The sequence below is a fragment of the Actinoplanes sp. NPDC021490 genome, assembly GCF_055562135.1.
In genome coordinates, this window is sequence record NZ_JBVHFW010000005.1 from 220828 (window position 1) to 247087 (window position 26260).

Annotated in this window: 27 protein-coding genes; 6 read left to right on the forward strand and 21 right to left on the reverse strand. The window is 70.1% G+C overall.

Going from position 1 to position 26260, the window contains the following annotated elements:
• Window positions 1-6 precede the first annotated feature (6 nt).
• The gene (locus tag ACZ3I4_RS15850; protein ID WP_465382651.1) at window positions 7-471 is read right to left on the reverse strand and encodes an Lrp/AsnC family transcriptional regulator; all 465 of its coding nucleotides are present in this window, start codon (window positions 469-471) and stop codon (window positions 7-9) included.
• Between the two features lie 103 nt (window positions 472-574).
• Here ACZ3I4_RS15850 and ACZ3I4_RS15855 point away from each other — a divergent pair, with 103 nt between their 5' ends.
• Window positions 575-1033 carry a DUF2000 domain-containing protein gene (locus tag ACZ3I4_RS15855; RefSeq protein WP_465382652.1) on the forward strand — a complete coding sequence of 153 codons (459 nt, stop codon included), beginning with the start codon at window positions 575-577 and terminating at the stop codon, window positions 1031-1033.
• Here ACZ3I4_RS15855 and ACZ3I4_RS15860 read toward each other — a convergent pair.
• From ACZ3I4_RS15860 to ACZ3I4_RS15885, 6 genes are all read right to left on the reverse strand, one after another.
• On the reverse strand, window positions 1022-1954 hold the full coding sequence (locus ACZ3I4_RS15860) for an aminoglycoside phosphotransferase (RefSeq protein WP_465382653.1): 933 nt from the start codon (window positions 1952-1954) through the stop codon (window positions 1022-1024). The genes ACZ3I4_RS15855 and ACZ3I4_RS15860 overlap by 12 nt on opposite strands.
• A 74-nt stretch (window positions 1955-2028) precedes the next feature.
• On the reverse strand, window positions 2029-2616 hold the full coding sequence (locus ACZ3I4_RS15865; RefSeq protein ID WP_133874399.1) for a GTP-binding protein: 588 nt from the start codon (window positions 2614-2616) through the stop codon (window positions 2029-2031).
• 1 nt (window position 2617) lies between these two features.
• A complete protein-coding gene (locus ACZ3I4_RS15870) occupies window positions 2618-2998 on the reverse strand; it encodes a DUF742 domain-containing protein (protein ID WP_465383009.1) in 381 nt (126 codons plus the stop codon).
• A 91-nt stretch (window positions 2999-3089) separates the two neighbouring features.
• Window positions 3090-3494 (reverse strand): roadblock/LC7 domain-containing protein, encoded by a 405-nt coding sequence (locus tag ACZ3I4_RS15875; RefSeq protein ID WP_014447580.1) that lies wholly within the window; start codon window positions 3492-3494, stop codon window positions 3090-3092.
• Window positions 3491-7069, reverse strand: coding sequence for a sensor histidine kinase (locus ACZ3I4_RS15880; RefSeq protein WP_465382654.1), 3579 nt, complete (start codon window positions 7067-7069; stop codon window positions 3491-3493). The genes ACZ3I4_RS15875 and ACZ3I4_RS15880 overlap by 4 nt, the downstream gene beginning before the upstream one ends.
• Window positions 7070-7494: 425 nt before the next feature.
• On the reverse strand, window positions 7495-8580 hold the full coding sequence (locus ACZ3I4_RS15885; protein WP_465382655.1) for an adenosine deaminase: 1086 nt from the start codon (window positions 8578-8580) through the stop codon (window positions 7495-7497).
• A gap of 26 nt (window positions 8581-8606) precedes the next feature.
• On the opposite strand from ACZ3I4_RS15885, the gene ACZ3I4_RS15890 reads away from it, so the two are divergent.
• The gene (locus ACZ3I4_RS15890; RefSeq protein ID WP_465382656.1) at window positions 8607-9407 is read left to right on the forward strand and encodes a putative RNA methyltransferase; all 801 of its coding nucleotides are present in this window, start codon (window positions 8607-8609) and stop codon (window positions 9405-9407) included.
• 138 nt (window positions 9408-9545) lie between these two features.
• Here ACZ3I4_RS15890 and ACZ3I4_RS15895 read toward each other — a convergent pair whose 3' ends face one another.
• The 9 genes from ACZ3I4_RS15895 to ACZ3I4_RS15935 all read right to left on the reverse strand — a co-directional run bounded on the left by ACZ3I4_RS15895 (window position 9546) and on the right by ACZ3I4_RS15935 (window position 19046).
• The gene (locus ACZ3I4_RS15895; RefSeq protein WP_465382657.1) at window positions 9546-10226 is read right to left on the reverse strand and encodes a DUF4272 domain-containing protein; all 681 of its coding nucleotides are present in this window, start codon (window positions 10224-10226) and stop codon (window positions 9546-9548) included.
• 6 nt (window positions 10227-10232) lie between these two features.
• Window positions 10233-11510, reverse strand: a complete 1278-nt coding sequence (locus tag ACZ3I4_RS15900; RefSeq protein ID WP_465382658.1) for a thymidine phosphorylase — start codon at window positions 11508-11510, stop codon at window positions 10233-10235.
• Window positions 11503-12225 (reverse strand): cytidine deaminase, encoded by a 723-nt coding sequence (locus tag ACZ3I4_RS15905; protein ID WP_465382659.1) that lies wholly within the window; start codon window positions 12223-12225, stop codon window positions 11503-11505. Before ACZ3I4_RS15905 ends, ACZ3I4_RS15900 begins: the two co-directional genes overlap by 8 nt.
• 22 nt (window positions 12226-12247) lie before the next feature.
• Window positions 12248-13516, reverse strand: a complete 1269-nt coding sequence (locus ACZ3I4_RS15910; protein WP_465382660.1) for an ABC transporter permease — start codon at window positions 13514-13516, stop codon at window positions 12248-12250.
• A gap of 5 nt (window positions 13517-13521) precedes the next feature.
• Entirely contained in the window at window positions 13522-14778 is a 1257-nt protein-coding gene (locus tag ACZ3I4_RS15915; protein WP_465382661.1) for an ABC transporter permease, read from the reverse strand.
• The gene (locus tag ACZ3I4_RS15920) at window positions 14775-16289 is read right to left on the reverse strand and encodes an ABC transporter ATP-binding protein (protein WP_465382662.1); all 1515 of its coding nucleotides are present in this window, start codon (window positions 16287-16289) and stop codon (window positions 14775-14777) included. Before ACZ3I4_RS15920 ends, ACZ3I4_RS15915 begins: the two co-directional genes overlap by 4 nt.
• A gap of 125 nt (window positions 16290-16414) precedes the next feature.
• On the reverse strand, window positions 16415-17515 hold the full coding sequence (locus ACZ3I4_RS15925; RefSeq protein WP_465382663.1) for a BMP family lipoprotein: 1101 nt from the start codon (window positions 17513-17515) through the stop codon (window positions 16415-16417).
• A gap of 212 nt (window positions 17516-17727) precedes the next feature.
• Window positions 17728-17949, reverse strand: a complete 222-nt coding sequence (locus ACZ3I4_RS15930; RefSeq protein WP_465382664.1) for an SCO4848 family membrane protein — start codon at window positions 17947-17949, stop codon at window positions 17728-17730.
• A gap of 113 nt (window positions 17950-18062) precedes the next feature.
• The gene (locus ACZ3I4_RS15935; RefSeq protein WP_465382665.1) at window positions 18063-19046 is read right to left on the reverse strand and encodes a hypothetical protein; all 984 of its coding nucleotides are present in this window, start codon (window positions 19044-19046) and stop codon (window positions 18063-18065) included.
• Window positions 19047-19147: 101 nt separating this feature from the next.
• Here ACZ3I4_RS15935 and ACZ3I4_RS15940 point away from each other — a divergent pair, with 101 nt between their 5' ends.
• Window positions 19148-19732: a TetR/AcrR family transcriptional regulator gene (locus ACZ3I4_RS15940; RefSeq protein ID WP_465382666.1), complete on the forward strand. Its 585-nt coding sequence runs from the start codon at window positions 19148-19150 to the stop codon at window positions 19730-19732.
• A gap of 36 nt (window positions 19733-19768) precedes the next feature.
• Here the strand turns inward: ACZ3I4_RS15940 and ACZ3I4_RS15945 are convergent, their stop codons facing one another.
• From ACZ3I4_RS15945 to trpS, 4 genes are read right to left on the reverse strand one after another with little or no spacing between them, the layout of a single operon-like run.
• Window positions 19769-20164 carry a hypothetical protein gene (locus ACZ3I4_RS15945; RefSeq protein WP_465382667.1) on the reverse strand — a complete coding sequence of 132 codons (396 nt, stop codon included), beginning with the start codon at window positions 20162-20164 and terminating at the stop codon, window positions 19769-19771.
• 7 nt (window positions 20165-20171) lie between these two features.
• The gene (locus tag ACZ3I4_RS15950; RefSeq protein ID WP_465382668.1) at window positions 20172-21083 is read right to left on the reverse strand and encodes a YihY/virulence factor BrkB family protein; all 912 of its coding nucleotides are present in this window, start codon (window positions 21081-21083) and stop codon (window positions 20172-20174) included.
• A 27-nt stretch (window positions 21084-21110) separates the two neighbouring features.
• Entirely contained in the window at window positions 21111-21689 is a 579-nt protein-coding gene (locus tag ACZ3I4_RS15955) for a 2'-5' RNA ligase family protein (protein ID WP_465382669.1), read from the reverse strand.
• Between the two features lie 3 nt (window positions 21690-21692).
• A complete protein-coding gene (gene trpS / locus ACZ3I4_RS15960) occupies window positions 21693-22715 on the reverse strand; it encodes a tryptophan--tRNA ligase (protein WP_465382670.1) in 1023 nt (340 codons plus the stop codon).
• A gap of 164 nt (window positions 22716-22879) precedes the next feature.
• Between trpS and galE the strand changes: the two genes are divergently transcribed.
• The 3 genes from galE to ACZ3I4_RS15975 are packed head-to-tail and all read left to right on the forward strand — an operon-like array spanning window position 22880 to window position 25235.
• Window positions 22880-23854 carry a UDP-glucose 4-epimerase GalE gene (gene galE, locus ACZ3I4_RS15965; protein WP_465382671.1) on the forward strand — a complete coding sequence of 325 codons (975 nt, stop codon included), beginning with the start codon at window positions 22880-22882 and terminating at the stop codon, window positions 23852-23854.
• On the forward strand, window positions 23851-24990 hold the full coding sequence (galK, locus tag ACZ3I4_RS15970) for a galactokinase (RefSeq protein WP_465382672.1): 1140 nt from the start codon (window positions 23851-23853) through the stop codon (window positions 24988-24990). Before galE ends, galK begins: the two co-directional genes overlap by 4 nt.
• 29 nt (window positions 24991-25019) lie before the next feature.
• Window positions 25020-25235, forward strand: a complete 216-nt coding sequence (locus ACZ3I4_RS15975; RefSeq protein ID WP_465382673.1) for a hypothetical protein — start codon at window positions 25020-25022, stop codon at window positions 25233-25235.
• Here ACZ3I4_RS15975 and ACZ3I4_RS15980 read toward each other — a convergent pair.
• The gene (locus ACZ3I4_RS15980; protein ID WP_465382674.1) at window positions 25232-26254 is read right to left on the reverse strand and encodes a glycoside hydrolase family 43 protein; all 1023 of its coding nucleotides are present in this window, start codon (window positions 26252-26254) and stop codon (window positions 25232-25234) included. The genes ACZ3I4_RS15975 and ACZ3I4_RS15980 overlap by 4 nt on opposite strands.
• Window positions 26255-26260 lie beyond the last annotated feature (6 nt).

The following is a 26260-nucleotide window of genomic DNA, read 5'->3' on the forward strand; positions in this document are numbered from 1 at the left end:
ACCCATTCACGGGGACGGGGCGATCCCGTTGTTGCGGATGTGCTCGTAGACGATCGAAGTGCGCACGTCGGCCACCTCGGGGCGCTGGGTGAGCCGGTCGATGACGAACTCGTAGAGGCTGTCGTTGTCGGGGACGGCCACGTGCACGATGAAATCGTCGGTGCCGGTCGTCACGTACAGCCCGAGGGTGTCGGGCAGGGTGCTCACCCACTCGCGGAACGCCTCGATGTTGCGGCGCGACGGCGGGCGGATCCGGATGGCGATCAGCGCCTGCACCGGACGGCCGATCGACTTCAGGTCGACGTCGAGGATCGCGCCGCGGATGACACCGCGCTGCCGCAACGCCCGGGTGCGGTCGAGCGCCGTGGTGGGCGAGACACCCACGGCCGCCGCCACCTCGCGGTTCGTCTTCCGTGCATCCGCCTGGAATTCCCGCAGGATCGCCTTATCTAATTCGTCCAGGTCCGCCAATTCCGGCCTCTTTCCGAGACTAGTACGGATTCGTTGCCGCTGAACCTAACACCTGCCTAGCATTCCGTCCGTACGTTGTTGTCATGCACGGAGAGAGTTGACGATGATCGGATTCACCGCGGACGAGATCGACCAGAGCGCACCGACCCGGGCGGCCCGGCTCAAGTGGGTGGTCGTGGTCGACGCCGACCTGCCGGCCGGTCGAGCCGCCAACGCCGCCATCTGCACGGCCGCGGCCACCTCACGCGCGGTCGAAGGGCTGCTGGGCGAGGACGCGGTCGACGCCGACGGCCACAGCCACCCGGGGCTTCCCTGGGCCGGCTGCACGGTGCTCGCGGCCGACGCCGACACTCTGCGCACGATCCGGGCCAAGGCCGCCGCGCGCGCCGACTTCTTCGTGGCCGACATGCCCGCCGCCGCCCAGCACACCCGGGTCTACAGCGAATACCTGCAGACCGTGAACGGCACCGAAGCCGACAAGATCGACTACTACGCGGTGAGCCTGGTCGGGCCGCGCAACCCGGTCGACAAACTTGTCGGCAAGCTCCCGCTACTCGGCTAGAGCTTTCTGAATGTTGAGTTCGGCCAGGTCGAGCATCCACTGCCGGTCGGGGAAGTCCGTGCCGGCGATCCGCAACGGGCCCTCGATCAAACCGATGACCTGGGCGAACCGATAAAGCTCGAGGCGTGCCGGGTCCAGATCGACCGGGCCCAGTTCCCCGTACGCCGCCCCGAAGCGCAACTGGAGAAAGGCGTGCTCCCACTCGGCGTCGAAATAGGTCACGCCCTCGATGTCGATCATCACCGGCTCGCCGCCGGGGCCGAGGAGCACGTGGTCGGGCCCCAGCTCGCCGTGCACGAGGGCGTACGCCCGCCGGGGCTCGACCCGCGCGTGAAGCGTTCGCAGACGGTCCTCGATCCGTGTGCGAGCCGCGGTCAGGCGCTGGTCGAGGGCCGCCGCCCGGCCGAGCAGGATCAACGCCCGGTCCAGGATCATGTCCTGCGGCGGCCGGCTCTGAACCGCCCTGGCCGCCGGGATGCCCCACTCGTCACCGAACGTCGTGTGCATCCGGCGTAGCGCCCGGCCCAGCTCGGCGATCGGCCGGGCCGCCGCTGCACGGTCACGCTCGATGAGCTGCTCGAGAGTCCCGCCGCCGACGTCCTCGACCAGCGCCAGCTCCGGCGCGGTGAGAAGGACCTCCGGCACCCGGACTCCGGCCTCGGCCAGTACGGCCCGGTTGGTCACGAACAGCTCGGCGCCGGACGCGTCGGTGAACGGGTCGTCGGGCACGGTCTCGGACGCCGGCCAGTAGTTTTCCGCGTCGGCCCACAGATAGAGGATCGCCGGACCGCCGTCGTCGAAGCGGAGCCGGTAGACGCCCTTCTTGGTTCCGCCTCGGAGCCGGTCGATGCCGGTCACGCGGCCGGTCCACCGGCCGGCGAGAAGCCCGGTGACGTCGTCGAGAGTCAGGAAGGAACGCACGGCGGTCGATCCTAGTCGAATTTGGACAGCACGAAGCCCCGCTCCGGCTCGCGGAGCGGGGCTTCGACCGAACGTCAGGCGGGCGCCACCGCGCGTGTACGACGCATCGTCAGCACATACTCGACCAGCGAGATGAGGACGTTCTTCGTCGATTCACGGTTGCGCGCGTCGCAGCTCACGACCGGGACGTCACTCGAGATCGCCAGAGCGTCCCGTACGTCCTGCGCGTTGTGATACTGCATGCCGTCGAAGCAGTTTATCGCCACGAGGTAGGGCAGGCGACGGTGCTCGAAGAAGTCGATCGCGGCGAAGCAGTCGGCGAGACGCCGAGTGTCCACCATCACGACGGCACCGATCGCGCCTCGCACCAGCTCGTCCCACATGAACCAGAAACGGGTCTGGCCCGGCGTGCCGAACAAGTAGAGGATCAGGTCGCGGTCGATGCTGATACGCCCGAAGTCCATGGCGACGGTGGTCGTCATCTTCCCCGGAACCTGCCGGTTGTCGTCGACACCCACACCAGCCGAGGTCATGATGGCCTCGGTGGTCAGCGGGGTGATCTCCGAGACCGAACCGACCAGCGTCGTCTTACCGACGCCGAACCCGCCGGCGATCACAATCTTCGCCGACGTCACGCGCCCCGCAGCGGGACGGTGCGACATGTCAGAGCCTGCGAAGTCCACTCAGCACCCTTTCCAGCAGTTCCGTGCCTACCGCGTCGGTCTCGTCGTCCAGCGAGGTGGGCTCGTACACCGCGACCAGGCCGTCAGTGGCCATGTCCGCGACAATCACTCGAGCCACACCGAGCGGCAGTTGCATGCGTGCCGCGATTTCGGCCAGCGACTGAACTCGGCCGCCGTCGCACATCGCCGCGATGTACTGATGCTCGCTTCCACCCTGCCCGCCGCGACCCATTCCCGATCGGCCGCGGACGGTTGTCTCGACCAGCGCTTCCAGCGCTATCTCAAGCTTCGGTCGGGTTCGACCGCGGGTTACGGCATACGGCCTGACCAGCGCGCCGGTCGGCTCATCGCGTTCGGGCATCGTCACCGCTCACCCCTTCCTCGAACCCTTAGAAGTGTCTCTACTTTTCAACTTTTTGAACAGCAGCCGAAGACTCCGGCCGGCTGCCCGTTCAGCCGAGGACCCCGGCCGCCGAACGTGGGGCGGGAGTCAGGGCCTCGCCGACGCGGTCGACCAGCAGGGCCATTTCGTAGCCCACCTGTCCGACGTCGCAGCTGCGCGCCGCGAGCACCGCGAAGGACGAACCGTCCGAGATGGACATCAGGAAAAGGAATCCGTTGTCCATCTCGACCACCGTCTGCAGCACGGCGCCACCCTCGAAGCACCTTGCGGCACCCTGAGTGAGGCTCACCAGGCCGGAAGCGATGGCGGCCAATTGATCGGCGCGATCCCGGGGAAGGTCCCGTGAGGCCGCCAGGAGCAGACCATCAGCGGAGACCGCGATCGCATGTGCGACGCCGGGTACGCGGTCGGCGAAGTTGGCCAGCAGCCAACCGAGATCCTGCGTAGATGTCATGCCTCATGCTCCTTGCCAGCCTGCGAGGACTGCTGCCCTCCCGGAGTCTCCTCCGGGTTGGTCGATTCGGTGTTGCGGCCGCGCTGCACACCGCGGTGGTACGCGGAAAGCAGACCGCGGACACCCTCGGGGGTGCGGCGTTGAACGGAGTTACCACCCCGGTCGACACCGCCGGGGACGAGCTGCGCCATGGGGGTGCGCTTGGGCAGACCCGCCGTGGTCGTGGTGTCGACCTGCGCCTCCGCCGCCGCTTGAGCGGCCTGCCAGCCCTCGTCGGCCGCGGTCTGCCACGGGCTCGTGGCGGCGCTGCCGTTGGGGCTGGTGCCGTTCGACGCGGCGCCGCTGGCGGCACCGACACCAACAGTAGCCGGATCCCGGTCGCGCGACTCGGGCGAGACGGCCTGCTGCGGCACACCGACCGACCGCGACGGCTCCCCGGTGGGGATCCGCTGCGAGGTGACCGGCTCGTCGAGACCGCCGGGCGCCGGCTTGGTGTCGGCCGGACGGGCCGTGGTGAACCAGGCCGACTCGAGCTCCCGGAAGATCGGCAGCTCCATCGTCTCGTCGGCGAACTGGCCCTGGCTGCTGTTGTCGCGCTGACGGGCCGCCTGGGCCGCGGCGATCTGCGCGGCCGCGGTGGCCTGAGCCTCGGCGGCCTGGACGGCCGCCGCCTCGTGGGCCGCCTTGGCCGCGGCCGCCGCGCGCTGCGCTTCGGCACTCGGCACGCCCGAGGTGGGCGCGGCCGAGACCGGAGCGGAGGCCGGGATCGGTGCGGTCTGCGGGTTGGTCGGACGCTCGACCTGCGGACCCTGGTCGCGCTGCCCCGGCCGGTAACGCGGGAGCTCGGCGGTCATGTCGAGCGCAGCGGCGAGACTCTCGGGCACGTGCGGGGCCTGGGGCTCGCGCTCCGGGGCGACCGGCGGCCAGGCCGGCGGCGCGGCCGAGACCGGGCTGTCGGCCGGCGGGCCCGAGATCGGGGAATCCGAGCCGGGCGGCGACGACATCGGACGACCGCCGTACGGCGGGGCCGGCGGAGCCGAGATGGGCGGCACCGGCGGAGCCGAGACGGGCGGGACGAACGGGTTGCGTCCCTGGATCTCGGGGTTGGCCGGAAGCTGACGCGGGATGGTCGCGCCAAAGCCGTTCATGTCGCCCTCGGGACGCGGCGGCTCGCCGTTGCGGCGCTGCGGCAGCCCGTCACCGGCGAAGCCCTGCGGCGACGACGGGCCGGACGGCAGCGGCGGGATCGGCTCGTTGCTGCGCGGGCCGTAGAACCCGTTCGAGCCGTTGTTGCCACCACCGTTGGCGCCGCCGTTGAGCGAGCCGTTGGAGCCGAAACCGTTGGAGCCGAAGCCGTTGGAGGGCGCCCCGGTCAGGTCGGACCAGGCCGGCACCGAGCGGCCGTTCGTGCCCAGCATGCCGCCGGAGTTCATCGGCGGGTTGGGATCGAACGGGCGACCGGTCGGGTAGCCACCGCGGCCACCGCTCTCGAGCGCGAGCGGCTCGGGCATGCCCGGGCGGCCCTGCTCGTCGTAACCGGAACCGACCTGCATGCGGCCCGCGCCCACGGCGGGCTGGCCCTGGCCGGCGGTCAGCACCGAGAGCGGCAGACTGACCTCGGCCACCGTGCCGCGCTCGTTGTCGGCCGGGCGGAGCTCGACCTTGACGGCGTGCCGGTTGGCCAGCCGGGCCACCACGACCAGGCCCATCATGCGGGAGACGGCCACGTCCACCATCGGCGGGTTGGCCAGGCGGTCGTTGAGGTCGCGGAGCTGCTCGCGGCTGATGCCGATGCCGCGGTCCTCGACCGAGAGCAGGGAGCCGTCGCCCAGCCGCCGGGCCTCGACGATGACCGTCGAGTTGGGCGGGGAGAACGCGGTCGCGTTGTCGAAGAGCTCGGCGACGAGGTGGACCATGTCGTTGACGGCGTGCGCCGCCACCTCGATGTCCCGGTCGATCATGCCGAACTCGATGCGCGTGTAGTGCTCGACCTCGGACTGCGCGGCGCGGAGCACGTCGATCAGGGCGGCCGGCTCGCGCTGCACGCGGGTCGAGTCGGCCCCGGCGAGAACCAGGAGGTTCTCGTCGTTACGGCGCATTCGGGTGGCCAGGTGGTCGAGCTGGAACAGTTCGGCCAGACGGTCCGGGTCTTCCTCGCCGCGCTCCAGGCGGTCGAGGTGACCGATGAGCCGGTCGACCAGGATCTGCGAACGGCGGGCCAGGTTGACGAACATCGTCGCGACCGAGGCCCGCAGGGCGGCCTGCTCGGCCGCGGTGCGGACGGCCTCGAGGTGAACCGCGTTGAACGCCTCGGTCACCTGACCGAATTCGTCACGGCTGCGTACCGGAAGAGGCTCGGCGATCTGGTCGGCGACCTGGGCCGGTGTCAGGGAGGCGGAGAGCTGGGGATCACGTAGCCGGCTCACGGCGTGCGGCAGGCCGTACTGCGCGACCGAGAGCGCGCCCTGCCGCAGTTCGCGCAGCGAGCGGGCCATCGACCGGGCGACGAGCCAGGCGAACAGGATCGCGAGCAGAAGCATGCCGAGCAGCACGCTGGTCTCGATGAACACCCGGCGGTTCACGTCGTTGCGCAGGGTGGTGGCCTCGCCGACGATCTCGGAGTCCATCTTGACCTCGACCTTGCGGAACTCCTGGCCGTAGGCGATGAACGCGCTGTCCCACTGCTCGGTGTTGAACAGGATGCGGCGGTTGTTGGCGCCCTGATTGTCCGGCAGCGAATCCGAGTAGTTCGTCGCGCCGCGGCCGCCCGGCGAGTTGCCGATGTCTTTGAAGAGCGCCTGGTCCGACTTCGAGGCGACCTGCACCAGCGTGTCGCCGGCCAAGTCGAAGCCGAGCTGGGCCTGAAGGAGCTTCGAACGCAGGCCGGGCGTCAGCTCACGAGCGGCGATGATCTCGTGGCCGACGTCGCGCTGCTGGGCGACGAACTCCTTGGCCGTCGCCATCGCGGCCACGGCGCGCAGGTGGTCGCTCAGCTCGGTGTCGCTGGCCAGCGAGGCGGCCGCGTCACGTACCGCGAGCAGGTCGTTGATCAGCTTGGTGTAGGTCTGCTCGGCCGTGCCCGCGGTGTCCGACTTCTTGTTCGCGATCTGGCTGCGCTGTGCGGGCAGTTCCTCGAGGTTGCGGTCGAGGCGCAGGAGGAGCGTGCTGACATTGTCGGGGACGTCGTCGAGCGCGGCCTTCTGCTGGGCGTAGGGCACCTTGGCCGCGTCGACCTTGGCGTTCTCGGCGGTGTAGTCCTGCTTCGCCTTGATCAGGGCGGGGCTCTTGGGGTCGTCGATCGTCGAGATGATCATGCCGAGGGCTCGTTCGTTCTGCAGATGGTCGACCAGACCACCCGCGGCCTCCGACAGCACCGAAAGGGTGCGGGCGCGCTCCGCGTTGTTGGCTTCATCGATGTGGTCGACCAGGCCACTGACGCCGACGATGATCGTCGCCAGGGTGGGCACCAGCATGATGAGGCCAAGCTTCGACCAGATCGGCAGATCTCGCAGCCGATCGGCCGGCCGACGGAGACGCGACATGACGCCGGTCGCCGTCTTGGGGCGCTTGCTCACGTCACCGTCCTCCTGTTTCGGGCCCCGGCACTCGGCTCGCCGGGCGCCACACGCGGCCGACTGCCGCGTCGGGCCCCCGAGATTCCATCACGACGAGTGTCAAAGAGAAAGGGCCGCCGGACACGGACCGGTTGTGTGACGCGAAGTTGCTGGTCACGTCGTCGATCAATGTCACGGTTTGTGTATGTGAACTTTTCTCAGTGTCACTCTGTCGGGTCGGCGCGGCGCGGGGGTACGCCGATACGACCGCGCACGATCGTAAAGGATCGCGGCAGGAGGAACGATCGCGCGGTTGCGAACGATCGGCAAGGTGAGATGCCGGATTTCGCAGTGTTTGTAGGGACCATTCTGGCCGAACGGATGATCAGTGCCGCCGAACCGGCAATGTCGCTTGCCGTAGTGCGAGATGTAACAAGCCCGTGCCGTCAGCCGATGAGCTTCGCGTACCCCGGCTTGATGATGTCGTTGATGATCGCCAGCCGTTCGTCGTAGGGGATGAAGGCCGACTTCATGGCGTTGATCGTCAGCCACTGCAGGTCGCTCCAGCCCCACCCGAACGCCTCCGACAGCAGCGCCATCTCACGGGACATCGACGTGCCGCTCATCAGGCGGTTGTCGGTGTTGACGGTCACCCGGAAGCGCAGATCGTGCAGCAGTCCGATGGGGTGCTCGGCGATCGACGGGGCCGCGCCGGTCTGCACGTTCGACGACGGGCACAGCTCGAGCGGGATGCGCTTGTCCCGCACGTACGCCGCCAGCCGGCCCAGCACCATGTCGCCGCCGGCCGGGGCGCCGGTGATGTCGTCGACCAGCCGGACGCCGTGCCCGAGCCGGTCGGCGCCGCACCACTGGATCGCCTGCCAGATCGACGGCAGGCCGAACGCCTCACCCGCGTGGATGGTGAAGTGGAAATTCTCACGCTGCAGATATTCGAAGGCGTCGAGATGCCGGGTGGGCGGGAAACCGGCCTCGGCCCCGGCGATGTCGAAACCGACCACGCCCGCGTCGCGGTAACGCACAGACAGCTCGGCGATCTCCTGCGAGCGGGCCGCGTGCCGCATCGCGGTCAGCAGCACGCCGACGCGGATCGGGCTGCCCTGCGCGGCGGCCTCGGCCGCGCCCTCGGCGAAACCGGCGTTCACGGCATCGACCACACCGTCGAGCGACAGACCCCGTTCGAGGTGCTGCTCGGGCGCGTAACGCACCTCGGCGTAGACCACGCCGTCGGCCGCCAGGTCGAGCGCGCACTCCTTGGCCACCCGGTGCAGCCCCTCCTCGGTCTGCATCACCGCGACCGTGTGGGCGAACGTCTCCAGGTAGCGTTCCAGCGAGCCGGAGTCGGCCGCCGCGACGAACCACTCGCCCAGGGCGGCCGGGTCGGTGGCGGGCAGCTCGTGGCCCACCCGCTCGGCCAGCTCGATGATCGTGGCGGGGCGCAGGCCACCGTCGAGGTGGTCGTGCAGCAGAGCCTTCGGTGCCGGGACGATGTCGGAGAATGCGATGGCGGCCATCAGCCGAGCCTAGAGGCAGGGGACCAATGATCGACGGAGCATTGCCGTACCTGCGATGCCCGGTTTGCCGGCAGGGCCTGGAGCGGATGGAGCGGTCGCTGCGGTGTCCCGCCGGGCACAGCTTCGACATGGCCAAGCAGGGGTACGCCGACCTGACCGCGGGACGGATGCCACACGTGGGCGACACCGGCGAGATGGTGGCCGACCGCGCCGCGTTCCTGGCCGCCGGCCACTACGACTTCATCGCGAACGCGCTGGCCGACGCGGCAACGGGAGCCCGGGGCCTTGTCGTCGACGCCGGCGCGGGCACGGGTCACTACCTTGGCCGGGTGCTGGATGCCGCCCCGGCCGCGACCGGCCTGGCCCTGGACGTCTCGAAGCCGGCACTGCGGCGGGCGGCCCGGGCCCACGACCGCGCGGCAGCGGTGCTGACCGATCTGTGGCGCCCACTCCCCCTGGCCGACGGCGTGGCCGACGTGATCGTGAACGTCTTCGCGCCCCGTAACGGCGCCGAGTTCCACCGGGTGCTGCGCCCCGGCGGCATCCTGCTGGTGGTGACGCCGGCGCCGGATCATCTGAGCGAGCTGATCGACGCGTACGGCCTGATCCACGTCGACCCGGACAAGGAAGCCCGGGTCCGGGAGGCGCTGGGCGATTTCTTCGAGCCGGGCGAGACCATGTCTCTGCGTCGCGAGCTGGATCTGACCGCCACCGAGACCCGCACCCTGATCGGCATGACCCCGAGCGCTCGGCACGTGGAGGACTTCACTGCGACCGCGAGCCGGGTGACGGCCTCGGTGCTGCTGACCACGTACCGGGTTCTCTGAGCGCAACCACTCACGCACGTCGCCGTGGTGGGTTTCGCGTTCTGGACGCGCCAGCGGCCGGCGAGGCCCGCCGCGGCCCTCGGCGGGAGCAGCGATCCGCACCCCCCACCCCGCTACGACATGAGACTTTGAATTTCCCTATATAGATAGATCGACTTCTTCCCAGTCGGCCGGTTTGTCATGGTATGGACCATGAAAGATCACCGCCCATTCCAGCGCCCACCTCCGCTGGCCGATCGCGTTGCCGTCCACCTCGCCCGGCAGCTGGAGCCCGGTCTGCTCGGCCTCCTGGAAAGCCCAGTCCAGGCAGTAATAGAGATCGAGAAGCACGGCGGCCTCGATCGGGTCGCGCGGGGACATCAGCGAACGGGAACGCCAGCTCCCGTACGTCTCACCAGCTGGCAGATCGGGCATCTGGGACATCAGCCGGCCCTCGGGCGGGGCGGTCGGATCGAGGTGCCGGCTCAAGCCCAGCACCCAGGCCAGCGCGAACACGGCGTCGTGATGCAGCACGAACGAGCGGTGGTCGCCCTTGGCGCCGATCACGAACTGCCACTCGGGCGGGGTGACCAGATCGACCAGCCGCGAGCCCAGCAGCCAGCTCATCGCCGCCTCGGTCGGCATGCCGAAGCAGCGCGCCACGACGACGTGCAGCACGGCGGCCCGCGCCTCGATGTCGGGGGTGGGCCGCAGCTCGACAGTGTCGCCCGGCTCCCAGATCAGCGGGAAGCCGGGCGGGGGCAGCGGCAGCCCGAGCCGCGCCAGCTCGTCGAGGCTGGCCTCGCGAACGGCTCGCGGGTCGGGTGCGGCCTTCTGCATGGTGCGTCAGGCTATGCGGTCTAGCACCAAATTTGTAGAACTTGGTTGCTCCGTACCGATGACGACCGCTTCGGCGGCGTCGGCACGGGCCGCGGGGATGCGCGCCGGACCGTCCGCGCGCAGCTCGAGCAGCACGTCGCCGGCGCGCACCGCGTCGCCCGGCTTGACCTTGAGGAGCACGCCGGCGCCAAAGCTGACCGGGTCCTCCTTGCGGGCCCGACCGGCGCCGAGACGCCAGGCGGCCACCCCGATCCCGTACGCGTCGATCGAGCCGACGATCCCGTCGGCCTCGGCCCGCAGCACCTCGGTCTCGCGCGCCACCGGCAGGGGGGCATCGGGGTCGCCACCCTGGGCCCGGATCATCGCCCGCCAGGTGTCCATGGCGGCGCCGGACTCGAGCACCTTGGCCGGGTCGGCGTCGATTCCGGCCGCGGTCAGCATCTCGCGAGCCAGGGCCAGGGTGAGTTCCACCACATCGGACGGTCCACCGCCGGCCAGCACCTCGACCGACTCGGTCACCTCGAGCGCGTTGCCGACGGCCAGCCCGAGCGGGGTGCTCATGTCGGTGAGCAGCGCGATCGTGTTGACGCCGCTGTCCCGGCCCAGCCGCACCATGGTGCTCGCCAGCTCGCGTGCGGTGTCGAGGTCCTTCATGAAGGCGCCGGAGCCGACCTTGACGTCGAGAACCAGCGCGCCGGTGCCCTCGGCGATCTTCTTGCTCATGATCGAGCTGGCGATCAGCGGGATCGCCTCGACGGTGCCGGTGACGTCGCGCAGCGCGTAGAGCTTGCGGTCGGCCGGGGCCAGCCCGTCACCGGCGGCGCAGATGACCGCGCCGACGTCCTGCAGCTGCCGCTTGAACTCGTCGTTGCTGATCGAGGCGCGCCAGCCGGGGATCGACTCGAGCTTGTCCAGGGTGCCGCCGGTGTGCCCGAGCCCGCGGCCGGAGAGCTGCGGCACGGCGGCGCCGCACGCGGCGACCAGCGGGGTCAGCGGGAGCGTGATCTTGTCGCCGACGCCGCCGGTGCTGTGCTTGTCGGCGGTCGGGCGGGTGACCGAGGAGAGGTCGAGCCGCTCCCCGCTCGCGATCATGGCGGCGGTCCAGCGGGCGATCTCGGCCGGCGTCATGCCACGCAGCAGGATCGCCATGGCGAGGGCGGACATCTGCTCGTCGGCCACCACTCCCCGGGTGTACGCGTCGACGACCCAGTCGATCTGGGCGTCGCTCAGCGTGTGCCCGTCCCGCTTGGCCCGGATCACGTCGACCGCGGCGAACTCAGTCATTGCTCTCGTCCTTCCAGGAGACCGGGATGCCCTCGGGCGGCGGGCCCTCACCGGCCCAGGCCAGCCCGCCCTGCTCGTCCACCACGACGATCCGCGGGGTGCGGACCTGGCCCCAGGCGACGGCCTCGGCCGCGGTCGGGAAGTTCGGACCCTCCTCGAGCACGCCCTTCTCGGCGTCGCTCTCGGCCGGGCTGCCGCCCGAGCGCTCCCAGTAGCCGGTCCAGACGGTGGCGCCGCCGGACAGGTCGGGGTGCACGAAGACGGTGCCGCGGCCGCGCCACTTGGCCAGCTCGGACGGCACCTCCGGGCCCGTCGTGGTCGCGCTGACCCGTTCCAGGTCCTCCAGGCCGAACGCGTGGGGCAGCAGCTCGGCCATGCGCAGCGGCCCGGTGTGCCACTCGACGAGCAGCTCGGGGCCGCCGTTCTCCCACAACAGCTGGCGGCAGCGGCCGCACGGCATCAGCGGGCTGCCGGTCGCGTCGACGCACGAGAACGCGACCAGTCGGCCGCCGCCGGTCAGGTGGAGCTGGCTGACCAGCCCGCACTCCGCGCACAGCCCGACGCCGTAGGACGCGTTCTCCACGTTGCACCCGACGACCAACCGGCCGTCGTCCACCAGCGCCGCCGCTCCGACCGGGAAGTCGGAGTAGGGCGCGTACGCATGCCGCATCGCCTCGGTCGCGGCCGCCCGCAACCCGGCCCAGTCGATCTCCATGCTGGGAATTGTGCCTGACGCCCTAGCTCTTCACGTACGGCACACCGTCGGCGGCCGGCGCACGAACTCGCCCGACCAGACCGGCCACGGCGATGATCGTCGCGATGTACGGCAGCATGTTGAGGAACTGGTTGGGGACCGGGCTGCCGACCGCGCTCAGGTAGTTGGCCAGCTTCTGGGCGAAGCCGAAGAACAGGGCCGCGCCCAGCGCCCCGAACGGCGTCCACCGTCCGAAGATCAGGGCGGCCAGCGCGATGAAGCCGGCGCCCGCGGTCATGTTCTTGTTGAACGCGCCGGTCGAGACGAGCGTGAAGTACGCGCCCCCGGCGCCGGCCACGACGCCGCCCAGCAGCACGTTCGTGTACCGCAGGCCGCGCACCCGGATGCCCACGGTGTCGGCCGCGGTGGGGTGCTCGCCGACGGCCCGGGTCCGCAGGCCCCAGCGCGTGCGGTTGAGGCCGAAGTGAATGACCAGGACCAGCACCAGCGCGAGCCAGACCAGCAGGTTGGTCTCGAACAGCACGGGCCCGACGACCGGGATGTCGGCCAGGCCGGGGATACGCCACTCGGGCAGTCGCGGCGGCGAGTTGTACTTCATCGCGTCAGGCTGCATGAGCCGCTCGTACAGGAAGCCGGTGATGCCCAGGGCGAGCAGGTTGAGCACGATGCCGACGACGACCTGGTCGACCAGGAAGCGGATGGCCAGCACGGCCAGCAGCGAGGCGATGATGACGCCGCCGACGACCGCGCTGATCAGGCCGGCCCACACGCTGGTGGCCAGCGTGCCGACCAGGGCAGCGCCGAACGCGCCCATCAGGAACTGGCCCTCGATCGCCACGTTGACCACGCCCGAGCGCTCGCAGAGCACGCCGGCCAGGGCGCCCAGGATCAGCGGCAGCGCGAGTTCCAGCGAGCCGCTGGCCGTGTCGACCAGCGGCAGGAACTTGCCGGCCACCTGCCAGCACAGGAACGAGAAGACGAAGGTCACGATGCCCAGGCTGAGCAGCAGCGTCTGCCAGCGTTTGGCCACGCCGGCCAGGAGGGCGGCGCCGGTGGCGATCGTGACGATGCCGAACAGGATGGCGCCGAACTGGCCGTTGATCGACAGCGCGGCGCCCTCGGCGTCCTCGCTGATGGTGAAGCGGGCGGTGGCCGAGTCGGCCACCGATCCGAAGATCACGGCCGCGATCAGGCCGATGACGACCAGGGCGGCGCCGAGCCGGCGCTGCCGGTTCCAGAACCTCTGCGGGGCGGTGGCCTCGGCCAGGTCTTCCACCGTTGCGGTCGACACGCCGCTCACCAACCCTTCGCCATGGACGTGCCGAGCCGCGCGGTGCGCGCATCGCGGAGCTGGAAGATCGACTTCACCAGGGCGGGCGCCGCGATGAAGATGACGATGAGGGCCTGCAGCACGGTGACGAGTTCGAGCGAGACACCCACGTCGACCTGCATCAGGTTGCCGCCCGCGCGAAGCCCGCCGTAGAGGATCGCGGCGAACAGCGTGCCCCACGGCTTGTTCCGGCCGAGCAGGGCCACCAGCAGGCCGTCGAAGCCGATGTTGCCGGCCACCTGACCGGTCAGCCGGTCGGCGGTGCCGAGCACCTGCACCGCGCCGCCCAGGCCGGCCAGCCCACCGGCGACGACCATGAGCATGATGTACGTGCGGGCCACGCTCATGCCGGCCGTGCGGGCGGCCGGCGGGTTGACGCCCACGGCACGCAGTTCGAAGCCGAACGACGAGCGGTTGATCAGCCAGGCCACCCCGGCCGTGGCCAGCACCGCGAGCACGATGCCCAGGTGCACGCGCAGCGGCGCGGGCAGGGCGGGCAGCCCGGCGGTGGACTCGATCGTCTTGCTGACCGCGTCGGTGCGGTCCGGGTCCTGCACGCCGTTCTGCAGGATCAGCCAGCCGAGAAAGAGCGTCGCCGTGTAGTTGAGCATGATCGTGGTGATCACCTCGTGGGCGCCGGTGCGGGCCTTGAGCAGGCCGGGCACGAAGCCCCAGAGCGCGCCGCCGATCAACCCGGCGGCCAGCGCGACGATCAGGTGCAGGCCGGCCGGCAGCCCGATGGCGAAGCCGGCCACCCCGGCGGTGACGCAGCCGATGACCGCCTGACCCTGGGCGCCGATGTTGAACAGGCCGCCGCGGAACGCGACCGCGACCGAGAGGCCGGTGAAGACCAGCGGGGCGGCGTAGGTGAGCGTCTCGGAGAGCGGGTTGAGCGCGGTCTTCCAGTCACCGGCGCCACTGAACCAGGCCTGCACGGCGGCCGGGTCGAAGATCGCGCCCTTGAACAGGTCGGCGTACGCGTGACTGATCAGATCCCAGCTGGCGGTGAGCGCGTCGCTGGGCCGGGCGGTGAAGTACGAGAACGTCGCGAGGACCTCGGAGTCCGAGATGACGATCAGCACCGCACCGATGACCAGCGCCAGGAAGATCGACAAGATCGTCACGACGACGGTGTTGGCCGACCAGAGGTTGTGCAGGAAGAGGCCGAAGAACGACTCCTCTTTCTTCTGCTCCTCTTTCTTTACCGGGGCTTCGGTGGTCACTCCGTGTCCTCTGCTTCTTGCGTCACTACGCCGGCCATGAGCAGACCGATCTCCTCACGCGGCATGTCCGGGGAGACGACGGCCAGGATCCGGCCGCGGTACATCACCGCGATGCGGTCGGCCAGGCCGACCACCTCGTCGAGCTCGCTCGACACGACCAGCACGGCGGTGCCGACATCACGCTCGTGGATGATCTGATTGTGGATGAACTCGATCGAGCCGACATCCACCCCGCGGGTCGGCTGCGCGGCGATCAGCAGCTTGAGCGGGCGGGACATCTCGCGGGCGACGACGACCTTCTGCTGGTTGCCGCCGGAGAGTGTGCCCACCGTGGACTGCGGTGACGACGTGCGGATGTCGAACTGGGTCACGCGCTCGCGCGCGGACTCGTCGATCGCCCGGGGATTGAGCTTGAGACCGTTGCCGTACGGCGCCCGGTCGTACAGGTCGAGCACCAGGTTTTCCGCCACGGTGAAGTCCTTGACGACGCCGTCGAGGCTGCGGTCCTCGGGAACGTAACCGACGCCGGCCCGCAGCACCTGCTTGGTGGTGCGGCCGGCCAGGTTCTTGTCCTCGAGCTCGACCGCCCCCGCGCGGACCTCGCGCAGACCCATGATCGCCTCGACGAGCTCGGTCTGCCCGTTGCCCTGCACACCGGCGATGCCCAGCACCTCACCCGAGCGCACCACCAGGTCGACCCCGTCGACCGCGCGGATGCCCCGATCGTCGTCGACGATCAGGCCGGAGACCTTGAGCACCTCGCGGCCGGGCTCGGCCGGGGTCTTGGTGACCCCGAGACTGACGTCCCGGCCGACCATGAGCGCGGCCAGCTCGTCCTCGGAGGTGTCGGGGGTGGTGACGCCGACCGTACGGCCGCGGCGGATCACGGTGATCCGGTCGGCGATGGCCTTGACCTCGCGCAGCTTGTGGGTGATGAAGACGATCGACTTGCCGGTCTCGGCCAGCGAGCGCATGACCGCGAGCAGCTCGTCGGTCTCCTGCGGAGTGAGCACGGCGGTCGGCTCGTCGAGGATGAGCAGGTCGACGTCGCGGGTCAGCGCCTTGACGATCTCGACCCGCTGCTGCGCGCCGACCGGCAGGTTTTCCACCAGGGCGTCGGGGTCGACCGGCAGGCCGTAGCGCTTCGACGTCTCGAGCACGTCGCGGCGGCTGCGGCGGCGGTCGAGCCAGCCGAGCGGGCCGCCCCGGGTCTCTTCGGCGCCGAGCGCGATGTTCTCGGCCACGGTGAAGACGGGGACCAGCATGAAGTGCTGGTGGACCATGCCGATGCCGGCCGCGATGGCGTCCCGGGGGCTGCGGAAGACCTTGGGCTCGCCGTCGACCAGGATCTCGCCCTCGTCCGGCTGGAGCAGGCCGTAGAGCTGGTTCATCAGCGTCGACTTGCCGGCGCCGTTCTCGCCCAGCAGGGCGTGCACCTCACCGGGCTCGACAGTGATGTCGATGTGGTCGTTGGCCACCAGGTCGCCGAAGCGCTTGGTGATGCCGCGCAATTCGAGTCTCAGCGGAATCTCCTACCTCGGCGCCTTTGTGAGCTTTGTCGGACAACCGGAACCGCCGCTCGGCCGCGAGAAATTCTCGCGGCCGGGCGGCGGCCGGAATGTTACCCAGCGAATCGTCAGGCCGGAGCGCTGGCCGACTCGACCTTCACCGTGCCGGCGATGATGTCGCCCTTGAGCTTCTCGACCTCGTCCTTGAGAGCCTGGTCGATCTTGCTGTCGAACTGGTTGTACGGCGCCAGCGAGACACCGTTGTTCTTCAGCGTGCCCAGGTAGCCCGGGGTGGCGGTCAGCGGCTGGTTGGTGGCGCCGGCGACGACCGCCTGCTCCACCGCGTCGGTGATGTTCTTGACCACGGTGGTCAGGAAGACGTCACAGTCCTGCGCCGCGCTCTTGCAGCCGTCCTGGTCGACCCAGACGATCGAGACCTTGCCGCTGGACGCCTTGGCCACCTCGGCCGCACCCAGACCCGTGCCACCGGCCACCGGCATGATCACGTCGGCCCCCTGGGCGACGAACGTGCTGGCCAGCGCCTTGCCCTTGGCCGGGCTGGCGAAGTCCTCGGCGAAGCTGCCGTTCTGTCCGGCCTTGTTCCAGCCGAGCACCTGGACGTTCTTGCCCTTGGCCTTGTTGTACTGCGCCACGCCGTCGGCGAAGCCGTCCATGAAGATGGTCACCGGCGGGATCTTGAGACCGCCGAAGGTGGCCACCTTGCCGCTCTTGGAGTAACCGGCGGCCAGGTAGCCGGCGAGGAACGCGGCCTCCTGGGTGGCGAACTGCATCGGGTAGACGTTCGTGGCGCCCTGGATCGAACTGTCCACGATGCCGAACTGCTGGCTCGTGTTCTGCGCCGCGACCGCCTTGGTGGCGTCGCTCATGAGGCCGCCGACCGAGAGGATGAAGTTGCACTTCTGGGTCACGAAGCCCCGCAGGTTGGGCTCGTAGTCGGCCTCGGCGGTCGACGCGACGTACTTCGGGTCGACACCGGGCGCCTGAGTCTTGGCGGCCTGGAGTCCGGCCCACGCGGACGCGTTGAAGGACTTGTCGTCGATGCCGCCGGTGTCGGTGACCATGCAGGCCTTGTATGCGGCGGCGGCGGCGCCGCTCGAGCTGCCGCCGGCGGGGGTCTCGTCGGGAGCGTCGCTACAGGCCGCGGCGGCGAGCGTCAGCCCACCTGCCGCGAGAATCGCAACGATCCGGTTCCCACGTACTGGGCGCAAGACGCCCTCCTTCCAACGCACACCGACACTTGTCGGTGAGTCTTCAACGCGGGAGCGTAGTCGCAGGCCAGAACGGCGGCGGCACTTTGGACCGGACTGTTGGCGCACCGTTATCTGCCCGCAACCGCCGGGCACTCGGGTCGTCGCTTCTATCCGTTAGTGCGGCAAATCATCGGTGATTGAAGTAACCGGCTGGAAACCTTGCGGCGGAGTCAAGCCTTTCGCCAGGCTTTTACGCCCAGCACGCCGACCGTGGTGCCGATCACCAGCGAGGCCCCGATCAGCACCGCGTGCACGAGCAGGAACGAGGTCGGCCGCCCGTCGGCGAACGAGCGGTCGTCCTTCCAGATGGCCAGGCCGAACCGGGGCCAGATGACCCACGTCCAGACACCGACCGCCGTCAGGAAAACCGCCCATCGCTTCGTGATGACCATGCCGGCAACTATCCCACCAGCGCTAACAGCGGCCACGTCCGCAGTTGCCCGGCCGGCCGATGCGGACCGCGCCCGCGGTTGCCCGGCCGGCTGGTCGCGGGCCACGCCGGCAACTACCGCGCCGCCGGGACCAGGTCTTCGCGAGCGTCGGCCTGCGGCCGGGCCGGGGCCTGGTCCGATGCGAGCCCCTGCCGTCCGATCAGGGTCAAGATCAAGCCCATTCCCGCGTACGCGGTGAGGACCGCAACGGCCTGCCCCGCGCCCGCGCCGTCGAAGTAGGCAGCCGACCGCACCAGCGAGGCGCCCGCGCCGATCGGCAGCCACTGCCCGACCTCACCCCACGGCTGCGGCAGCAACTCCGGGGCGGCCGCGATGCCCGCCAGCGCGTTGCCGATCAGGAACATCACCGCGGCGCCCAGACCGAGCCCGCCCCGCCCGAGGACGGCCGCGAGACCGGTCATGGCCGCCGCGACGGCCAGCGCGAACAGACCCAACGCGGCCGCGACCAGCAGGTAGGCGCCCGGCAGGATGCCCAGCCAGCCCTGTTGCACCACGGCCACCGCGAGGCCGGCCAGAACCGCGTAGCTGAGCAGCGCGACGAACCGGGCCGCCCGCGACCGGACCAGCAGGAAGATCAGCACCCCGGCGAGCAGGCTGGTGATGGCCAGCGGCAGGAATCCGCCCGCGAACCCGGCGCCGCGCGGATCGTCGGCGTCGAGCGGCACGACGTCGCGCACCGGAACCTGCGGGCCGAGTCCGGCCGCGGCCTGGGTGAGCAGCGCCGAGACGGTCGGCGACGCGGCCGAGGCGATGTGCACCTCGGGTCCGGCCGCGGTGACCAGGATCGCCCCGTAGACCTCGCGGGCCTCGATGGCGGCGTCGGCCGCGGCGGCGTCGGGGACGGTGGTGACCTCGAACGCGCCCGGGTGTCCGGCTTCGAGCTGGGCGGCGATGGCGGGCGGGCCGGCGAGCGCGATCGGCACGTCGCGGGGGGCGATGTGGGCGGCCGGGGCGGCGAACAGCGGGACGAGAAGGGCCTGGACGGCCACCACGAGGATGGCGATGAGCACGCCGAGGGTGATGGGTGAGCGGCGCATGACTTGCCTCCCTAAAACGAATGCTCGTTCTTTTATGTTCCCAGCATGTTCCCCACCTCGCGAGGGTGTCAAGAACGAGCGTTCGTTTTACTATGTGGAGCGTGCCACGTGTCTCGGAAGATCACCTGACTGCCCGCCGCGAGCAGATCCTCGTCGCGGCCCGCGCCTGCTTCCTGCGCAAGGGACTGCACAACACGTCGATGCAGGACCTGATCAAGGAGGCCGGGCTCTCGGTCGGCGCGGTCTACCGCTACTTCAAATCCAAGGACGAGATCATCGCGGCGATCGCCGAGGGGATCGTGGGCGGCATCAGCGCCGAGATCGACCAGATCGCGAGCCGGAGACTGTCGTTGCTCGAGTCGCTACGACATGTCCTCGGCGCGATCGACGTTCAGGTCGGTCCGGACGGCGCCCTGCCGATCGCGCTGCACGTCTGGAGCGAGGCGATGACCGATCCGGCCATCCGGAAGATCGCCGAAGATCGCTACACGACGCTCCGGTCCAGCGTCCGGGTGCTCGTCGCGCAGGCCGTGGAAAGCGGGGAACTGCCGCCGGAAGCCGACATCGACGACGTGACGGGCGCGTTCTTCGCCCTGATCCCGGGTTACGCGCTGCAGCGGCTGCTCATCGGAAACCCGGACAAGGCGTCGTTCCTGCGCGGGGTCCGGACGCTCTACGGGCCCTAGCGAGTTTCCCCGGGGCCGCGGCGTGGCCGAGCGCGCCTAGACCGTGGCCAGCCGGGCGGCTATTCGCGACCAGCCCTCACGCACCTCGGCCTCGGTCGGCGGGCGGCCGGGGCGCACCCGGCGGGTCTCGTACTCCTCGGCGGTCTCGGCCTCGGCGTCGTCGCCGGGGGTCTCGACGGCCGCGCGGGCCAGCTCGATCTCGTCGCGGATCGCCTCGGCGTCGGGGCGGGGTAGCAGCGGCTCGACGACGGCCATCAGCTGTTCGTCGGCCACCACGGCCTGGGCCAGCGCGAGGGCGTGGGCCCGCTCGTACGGCCCGCAGACCACGGGTTCCCAGTCTTCTTCGTCGCCGAGCGAACCGATCGTGATGACCCACGGAAGCTCGGCGACCGGCGAGCCGGCCGGCAGGTCCAATGTCACGAGAGTGCCCACGGGGCCATCATTCCGGGCTGGTGTGCCGAATCCAGGTGTTTTGCCCCACGGGGGCATTTTTATCGTCAGCTGACAGGTCCACTACCCGGCCGTGCGGACTGGTCGCCGCCCACGCCGCTCCGAACAGCAGCAACTGGTTGAAAACATAGAGGTAGACCAGCACACCGACGGCCGAACCGACCAGGCCGTACGCCGGGTTCTTCTGCACCAGCCCGACGAAGGACTTGCCAACCGTGTTGAGCAAGGTGATGCCGAGGCCGACCTGGAGGACGGGCGGCACCATCCGCCGGACGGTCATGCGCAGCCGGGGCACGGCGGCCAGCAGCGCCGCGGCCAGCAGCATGTTGACCGCGATGGTCAGCAGCACCTCGGAGGTGCGTTGCACGATGCCGTCGGCCATCCAGTCGAGCAGCCGTTCGAGGCCGTAGACGGCAAGCTGCGAGAGCGCCAGCAGGGTCAGCACGCCGAGCAGCACGAGCAGGTCGAGGGCCTGCCGGACGCCGATGTAGCCGGGCTGCTCGTTGAGCCGCCAGATCAGCCGCTGCGACGACCGGATCGACTCGACCCAGGCGATGCCGGTGAAGGTCAGGCCGAGGATGCCGACGATCCCGACCGTGCGGCCACTGTCCAGGATCGCTTGCACGTCGAGGAAGGGCAGGTTCTGCCGGAGGAAGTCGCGGACGATGTCGAACAGCTCGGCGTTGTTGTCCAGCAGGATGCCGAAGATGGAATAGCCGATCAGCAGCAGCGCGAACACCGCGAAGAATCCGTAGTAGGCGATCGCGGCGGCGAGCCGTCCACCCTGGGCGTCCATGTAGCGCACGACAGCCCGGCTGAGGTGATCGAAATAGCGGGACCGCCGGCGGAGCCACATGACGCGCGACTCGGCCGCCTCGTACGCCCGATCGATCGGATTCACGCGCCGACCGTAACCGACGTCACGTTGTCAGCGGCCCGGACCACCCAGCCGGTAGTCCCGGCGGCGTCGCCAGGGCCCCTCCCCGCCGTGCGAGAACAGCGTGAACGCGGGCACGTGGAACTTCGCCGAGAAGCCGGCCAGGTCGTCGAAGACCGCGTCGAGCGCCTCGGCCGGCACGTCCTGGGCCACCGTGACGTGCGGGTGGTAGGGGAAGCGGGTGCCGCGGTTGACGTCGTCCGAGCTGACGATCGCCTCGGCCAGCAGCTCGCACTCGCTGATCCCGACGGCCAGCGTCACAAAGACGACCTCGGTGACCGGCCGGAACGTGCCGGTGCCGCGCAGGTGGATCGTGAACGGCGCCTGGGCCGCGGCCACCGCCTCGAGGTGCTTCTCGATGCGGGGCAGCGCCTCGGTGCGCACCTCGGTCGGCCCAAGCAGCGTCACGTGGGCCGGGGTGTAGGCCGCCTGCGGGTCTCCGGCCGCGGCACGACGCTGGGTGAGCAGCTCGCCCCACGGCTCGGGGATGTCGATCGCGACGCCGATGCGCGTCAGGTCCGGGTCTTCAGTCCGGTTCGGGGTGGCGGCGGGGTGGTTGGCGGGGGACAAGGGTCAGGCTCCGCGGGTGGGGCTCAGGAAACCGATGTTCTGGTACGCCTCGCCGAGTGTGACCGAGGCGACCGCGCGGGCCTTCTCGGCGCCGATCGCGAGCACCTTGTCGAGGTGGCCGGGGTCGTCGAGGTAGGCCCGGGTGCGCTCCTGGATCGGCTTGACGAACTCGACCACGATCTCGGCCAGGTCCTTCTTGAGGTCGCCGTAGCCGCGTCCCTCGTACTGCTCGAGCAGTTCGTCTATGGTCCGCATGGTCAGCGCGGCATAGATCGTGAGCAGGTTGCTGACGCCCGGCTTGTTCTCCTCGTCGTAGAGGATCTCGCGACCGGTGTCGGTGACCGCCGACTTGATCTTCTTGGCCGAGCGGGCCGGCTCCTCGAGCAGCTCGATGATGCCGTTCGGCGAGGAGGCCGACTTCGACATCTTGGCCGTCGGGTCCTGCAGATCAGTGATCTTGGCAGTGTCCTTCAGGATGAACGGCGACGGGATCGTGAAGGTCGGCCCGAAGCGGGTGTTGAACCGCTGGGCCAGGTCGCGCGTGAGCTCGAGGTGCTGCCGCTGATCTTCCCCCACCGGCACCTGGTCGGCCTGGTAGAGCAGGATGTCGGCCGCCTGCAGGATCGGGTAGGTGAACAGGCCCACCGTCGTGGTGTCGGCCGCCTTGGCCGACTTGTCCTTGAACTGCACCATGCGACCGGCCTCGCCGAAGCCGGTGATGCAGCTGAGCACCCAGCCGAGCTGGGCGTGCTCGGGCACGTGGGACTGGACGAACAGCGTGCAGCGCTCGGGGTCGAGCCCCAGGGCCAGCAGCTGAGCGGCGGAGATGCGCGTGCGATTGCGCAGGGCGACCGGGTCGTGCCCCATGGTGATCGCGTGCAGGTCGACCACGCAGTAGTACGCGTCGTGGGTCTCCTGCATGGCCACCCAGTTGCGCACGGCACCGAGGTAGTTGCCGAGATGGAACGAGTCGGCAGTCGGCTGAATGCCGGAAAGCACGCGTGGACGGCGGGCGACATCGGACATGCCGACCATTGTGACAGTCGGGCGGGTGACCCCGCGAACCGGATCTGGCCGCATGTCTGATGTTTGAAAGTGTTGACTTATGAGCGAACTTGGTGGAACCTTTTGAGTAGTCCGACGGGTGCCTAGGCTGGTCGGGGAAACACTCTGCGAAGGGGTAGCGCGCCGTGAAACTGCTCGTCACCGGGGGCGCCGGCTACATCGGCAGCGTCACCAGCCGACTGCTGCTGGACGCCGGCCACCAGGTCACCGTCCTCGACAACCTGGTCACCGGCTTCCGGGCCGCGGTCGCGCCGGACGCCACCTTCGTCGAGGCCGACATCGCCGACGCCGCCCAGGTGCTCACCCCCGGCTCCGGCTTCGACGCCGTGCTGCACTTCGCCGGGCTGATCGCGGCGGGCGAGTCGATGGTCCAGCCCGAGCGGTACTGGCACGACAACGTGGTGAAGTCGCTGGCCCTGCTGGACGCGGTGCGCGCGGCCGGGGTGCCGAGGTTCATCTTCTCCTCCACCGCCGCCGTCTATGGCAACCCGGTCGAGCTGCCGATCACGGAGACCGCGGTCAAGGCCCCCACCAACACGTACGGGGCGACCAAGCTGACCTTCGACCACGCGCTCACCTCCGAGGCGTTCGCGCACCAGCTGGCCGCCGTCTCGCTGCGCTACTTCAACGTCGCGGGAGCCTACATCTCCGGCGACCACGAGATCGGCGAGCGGCACGACCCCGAGACCCACCTCATCCCGATCACCCTGCAGGTCGCCGCGGGCAAGCGCGAGAAGCTGCAGATCTTCGGCGACGACTACCCGACGATCGACGGCACCTGCGTGCGCGACTACATCCACGTGCAGGATCTGGCCCGCGCCCACCTGCTCGCGCTCGACGCGGCCACCCCGGGCGAGCACCGCATCTACAACCTCGGCAACGGCAACGGCTTCTCCAACAAGCAGGTCGTCGAGGTCGCCCGCGAGGTCACCGGCGTCGAGCTGCCGGTCGAGATCGCGCCGCGCCGCGAGGGCGACCCGGCCACGCTGGTCGCGTCGTCGGCCCGGGCCCGCGACGAGCTCGGCTGGGTGCCCGAAAAGAACACGCTGCAGGCCATGATCGGCGACGCCTGGTCCTTCTACCGCTCGCACGTCGCATGATCGCCGACGACGCCGCGGAGGCCTTCCGCAAGGAATACGGCACCGAGCCCGCCGGTCTGTGGGCAGCCCCGGGCCGGGTCAACCTCATCGGCGAGCACACCGACTACAACGAGGGGTTCGTGCTGCCCTTCGCGCTGCCGCAGCGCACGATCGCGGCGGCAGGCCCGGCTCCGGCGGGCGAGTGGACCATCTGCTCCACGTTCGAACAGGGGGCGGTCAGCTTCGGCCGGACCCAGCCGGGCGAGGTCGGCGGCTGGGCGGCGTACGTGGCCGGGGTGGTCTGGTCGTTGCAGGACGCCGGCTACGAGGTGCCGGGCGCGCGCATCGCCATCGCCTCGGAGGTGCCGCTGGGCTCCGGGCTGTCGTCGTCGGCCGCGCTCGAGTCGTCGGTGCTGACCGCGCTGATCGACCTGGGTCACCTCGACGTGCCGGTCGAGAAGCGCCCGTCGATCGCCCAGCGCGCCGAGAACGTCTACGTCGGCGCCCCGACCGGCATCCTCGACCAGTCGGCGTCCATCCGCTGCCTCGAGGGCCGGGCCCTGTTCCTCGACTGCCGGTCCTACGAGGTCGAGCAGATCCCGTTCGACCTGGCCGCCGAGGGCCTGGCCATCCTGGTCGTCAACAGCAACGCCCCGCACCAGCACGTCGACGGGGAGTACGGCGCCCGCCGCAAGTCGTGCGAGGAGGCCGCCCGCATCCTGGGCGTGCCCGCGCTGCGCGACATCACCGGCGCCGAACTCGACGACGCGCTGGCCCGCCTGGACGACGAGGTCATGCGCCGCCGGGTGCGGCACATCGTCACCGAGGACGACCGGGTGCTGGCCACGGTCGAGCTGCTCAAGGCCGGGCAGGTCCGCGAGATCGGGCCGCTGCTCACCGCCTCGCACGCCTCGATGCGCGACGACTTCGAGATCACCGTGCCCCAGGTCGACCTCGCGGTCGACACCGCCCTCGAGGTGGGCGCGTACGGCGCCCGGATGACCGGGGGCGGCTTCGGCGGCTGTGTGCTCGTCCTGATCGACGCGGACAAGGCCGACGTGGTCATCGGCGCGGTCGAGCAGGCGTACGGGGAAGCGGGTTTCACTGCCCCGACGGCCTGGACCGTCACCGCAGGACCGGGCGCCGGACAGCTTTAGCGGCGGCCCCACCGGGTAACCGGTGGGGCATGACGACTTCCCAGAACGAAGGCCGCGAGCAGGGCAACGCCTCGGAAGAGCACGACGAGCCCAACGAGTTCGGCTTCGCCGGCGACGGGACCGCGCCCGAGCCCGAGCCCGGCGCCGAGGAGGGCTACGGCGAGAGCGTGGCCGTGCCCTCCGGTGACCTCACCGAAGCCATCAGCGAGGCGATCGACGAGGCCACCACCCGCGACAAGTCTTAACGCGGCGCCGGCTGGGCCTCGACGGTCGGTCCCTTCACCACCGGGCGGCCGTCGACCCAGTCCACCCGGTCGAGCCAGAGTTGCCGGCCGGGTTCGACGCTGCCGACCGCGCTGGGCGGCCAGGCGTGATAAAGCATCCACGACTCGCCGGCCGGCGTGGTCACCAGGAAGCCGTGACCCGGGCCGGCCGCGGCCGGTGACGTGTGCAGGATCGGGTTCTCGGCCGCCTTGGCGCACGGGCCCAGCGGGCCTTCACAGGTGGCGTAGCCCAGCGCGTACTCCTCCTTGTCGAACGCGTTGGCCGAATAGAACAGATAGAGCCGGCCGTCGTGACGCACCATCTGCGGCGCCTCGATGACGTGCGCCTCCCAGCCGGCGTCGTTGACCAGCAGTCGCTTCGACTCGCCGCTGATCTTGCGGCCGTCCTCGGTGAGCCGCGCGCCGTACAGGTAGGTGGGCTGCCCGATCGCGTTGCCGTCGTTCTTCCAGTAGAGCCAGCGCCGCCCGCTCTCGTCGGTGTACGGGCTGGCGTCGATCGAGCCACCTTCCCCGGCCTGGCAGACGAGCGGCTCGTCGGAGTCGTCGACGAAGGGGCCGCCGGGCCGGTCGGACACGGCGACACCGACGCACTGCACGTTCGTACGGGTCGACCGGGCGGTGTAATAGAGCAGGTAGGTGCCGTCCGGGCCCTCGATCACCTCGGGTGCCCAGGTGTTGCCGGCCGTGGCCCACTTGCCCACCTGCGGGAGCGCGTCGGCTGCGGGCGTCCACGTCACGAGGTCGGGCGAGGTCAGCACGGGCACGTTCCCCGAGGGGCCATTGGTCCCGTACGCGTACCACGTCTCGCCGACCCGGAGGGCCCCCGGATCGGGAAAGTTGTCCGAGTGCACCGGGTTGGTGAAGGTCACGCCCTGCCTCGCTTCCGATTCCGATGTCTCAATGGCGGGGGAGGCGGCGGGATCGTCGCCGGCCGAACAGCCTCCGGCCAGCAGCGCCACCACAAGCAGCGCCCGTCCCACCGCCAG